Source organism: bacterium, assembly GCA_021372775.1.
GTDB lineage: Bacteria > Acidobacteriota > Polarisedimenticolia > J045 > J045 > JAJFTU01.
This window is the reverse complement of sequence record JAJFTU010000271.1, coordinates 1-2,495: the sequence shown is the minus strand read 5'-3', so window position 1 is coordinate 2,495 and position 2,495 is coordinate 1. Positions and strand designations below refer to the sequence as shown.

The window sequence follows — 2,495 nt, the reverse complement described above, 5'->3', positions numbered from 1 at the left end:
AACGACGCGGCGCGCACCCGTCGCGCGACGTCGAGCAGATCGACGTCCGGGCGAGAAGGAAGGCAACGTGAACGCGGCCGCGGACGGCGCGGCTCAGACGAGGACGGTGCGCACGAGATTGCGGCCGGAATCCTTGGCCCGGTAGAGCCCTTGGTCGGCGAGGTCGATCGCGCGGCGCAGCGCGGTCTCGTCCGTTCCTTCGGCGAGCGAGACGCCGAAGCTCGCCGTGACCGTCAGCTCTTCCCCTTCCGGCGCGGCGTACGGCGTCCCGCCGACGGCGATCCGCAGCCGCTCCGCGACGAGCATCGCCTGGTCGAGCGCGCACTCCGGCAGCAGCGCGAGGAACTCCTCCCCGCCGTAGCGCGAGACGACGTCCGGCAGGCGCAGCGTCGTCACCAGCCGCTCCGCGACCTCGCGCAGGACGTAGTCGCCGCAGATGTGGCCGTGCTGGTCGTTGATCGCCTTGAAGTGATCGACGTCGGCGAGGACGACGGCGAGCGGCGCTTCGGACCGGGCGCAGCGCGACGCCTCCTGCACGAAGCGGCGCTCCAGCTCGCGGCGGTTGAGCAGGCCGGTCAGCGGGTCGCGGGTCGCGGCCTGCGACGTCATCTGCCGCCGGCCGACCCCTTCGATCGCCGACGGCAGGATGACCCGCACGGCGGAGACGAGGTCGCGCGAGGTCCGCCACTCGGCGAGCTGGCCGTTCTCCGCGACGTGGATCGCGAGGCCGCCGCGCAGGCCGTGGAACGGCAGCGCCAGCAGCGTCGCCCCGCCGGTGAGGGCGAGTTCGATGTCCGCCTCTTCCTGGCCGGGCGACCGCTCCTGGACCTCGGCGCGCAGCGTCGCGTCGAGCACGCTCGCGTCCATCACCAGGACGCTCCCGCGCGCCTCCTCGGAGGCGTAGAAGACGGGACCGGACGAGGGGTTGGCGACGATCCAGAAGGTCGTCAGGCCGCCGATCGAGGCCAACGTCTCTTCGGCCTCGCGCCAGAGCGCCTCGAAGCTCTCCGCCTCGAGCATCCGGGCGGCCGACTGCAGCATGTAGGTGCGGTGGACGAAGCGGATCGAGAGGAGCTGATGCTGACGCGCCAGCGCGTCGTACTTCTCCTGGAGCTCCCTGTAGGCGCACTCCAGATCCAGCTCGTTGGTCATCCGGTCCTCTTCGTCTCCCCCGTCGGTATTCTAGGGTCTCAGCCGTCGGCCCGCTCCCACGCCAGCGGAATCCGGTCGGGGAAGCGCCACATTTCGAGCCGCGTCCGGTCGCCGGCGTAGAGCCCGCCCGCCGCCGGGGCCCCGTACCCCACCCACTCCTCGAACGGAACGTGGTTCAGCACGCCCCCGAGGACGATCGTCTTGGTCTTCTTGAGCGGGTTCCCCTCGAGTTCGGCGCGGGCGTCGTCGTAGAGGCTCCGCGCCGCGAGATGGTGCTGCTCGCACTGCAGTTCGGCGAAGAGGATCTGGCGGAAGACCTTCCCCGGGCGGTGGGTCGCGTACCAGGCGTACTCCGGCGGCGCGAGGGTGCTCATCACGAGGAACTCGAGCGGGCAGAGGACCATGTAGAGGCGCGGCGTCCGCGTCGGCGGCGGGGCGCTGCCGGCCGCCGCCGCGACCTCGTCCGGCGCCAGTCCCTCGTTGCAGTCCCCGGCGACGAAGTGCGCCGTCTCCCCGCCGGGCCGCAGCTCGAGCAGCGCGCCGCCGGTCTTCACCAGATAGCCGCGGCGGAAGGAGCCGATCGGCGTGCAGCTGAAGGCGTTGTTGGAAAGCGCCGTCTTGGTGCGCTTCCCCTGCGCGGCGACCGCCTCCAGCGCGGCGAGCGTGTCCTCGCGGGCCGCCCGCCAGCCCCCCTCGTCGAGAAAGTCGAAGTCGGGGCGGCCGTTGGCGAGCGACAGGTCGAAGACAACGGAGCGGTCGCGGAAGTGCTTCCCCGAGCCGGGGCGGCGATGCCAGACGAACCCCTCGACGCCGAGGCTCGTGGCCGTGATCGCCCCGTGGGGCAGGCAGAGCAACAGGTTGACCTCGCTCACCGCCGCCTCCTCGGCGCGTCCCCCGCCGCGCCGCCGGCCCGAGACCGAACCTTCGCGCAGAGTCTAAATCAGATCGATTGACGGACGGGGCGGCGCGTCGTACCGGAAAGAACCCGCCCCGCGGCGCGCGCGCCGCGCGGGGCGACAGGAGCGCCGATGACCCCGATCTACGTCGCCGCCTACCATCAGTCGCCGTTCGGCAAGCTGTACGGCGTCGGGCTGACCGAAATGGTCAAGCGCGCAATCGAGGCGCTCGCCGCCGAGGCGACGATCTCCGCCTCGCTGATCGACTGCGGGGCGGTCGGCTCGGCCTGCAGCGTCGCGCTCAACGGGCAGGGGCTGCTCGGCGGGATCGCGGCGATGGTCCCCGGGCTCGCCGGCAAGCCGATCGAGGCGGTCGAGAACGCCTGCGCGTCGGGCGGCGAGGCGGTCCTCTCGGTCGTGCGGAAGCTGCTCGCCGGCGAGGGGGAG

General features: G+C 72.2%; 3 protein-coding genes. 1 reads left to right on the top strand and 2 read right to left on the bottom strand.

Features of this window, described 5'->3' with window-relative positions; translation table 11 throughout:
• Positions 1-93: 93 nt before the first annotated feature.
• Together LLG88_09565 and LLG88_09560 are read right to left on the bottom strand one after the other, a co-directional pair.
• Entirely contained in the window at positions 94-1,152 is a 1,059-nt protein-coding gene (locus LLG88_09565; protein MCE5247150.1) for a GGDEF domain-containing protein, read from the bottom strand.
• Between the two features lie 38 nt (positions 1,153-1,190).
• Positions 1,191-2,024: a hypothetical protein gene (locus tag LLG88_09560; protein MCE5247149.1), complete on the bottom strand. Its 834-nt coding sequence runs from the start codon at positions 2,022-2,024 to the stop codon at positions 1,191-1,193.
• Between the two features lie 156 nt (positions 2,025-2,180).
• On the opposite strand from LLG88_09560, the gene LLG88_09555 reads away from it, so the two are divergent.
• A partial coding sequence (locus LLG88_09555; GenBank protein ID MCE5247148.1) for a thiolase family protein occupies positions 2,181-2,495 on the top strand: 315 nt, incomplete at its 3' end.

Excerpts from the sequence above, each read along its gene's own strand:
- LLG88_09565 (MCE5247150.1), bottom strand. The coding sequence starts at position 1,152 with ATGACCAACGAGCTGGATCTGGAGTGCGCCTACAGGGAGCTCCAGGAG.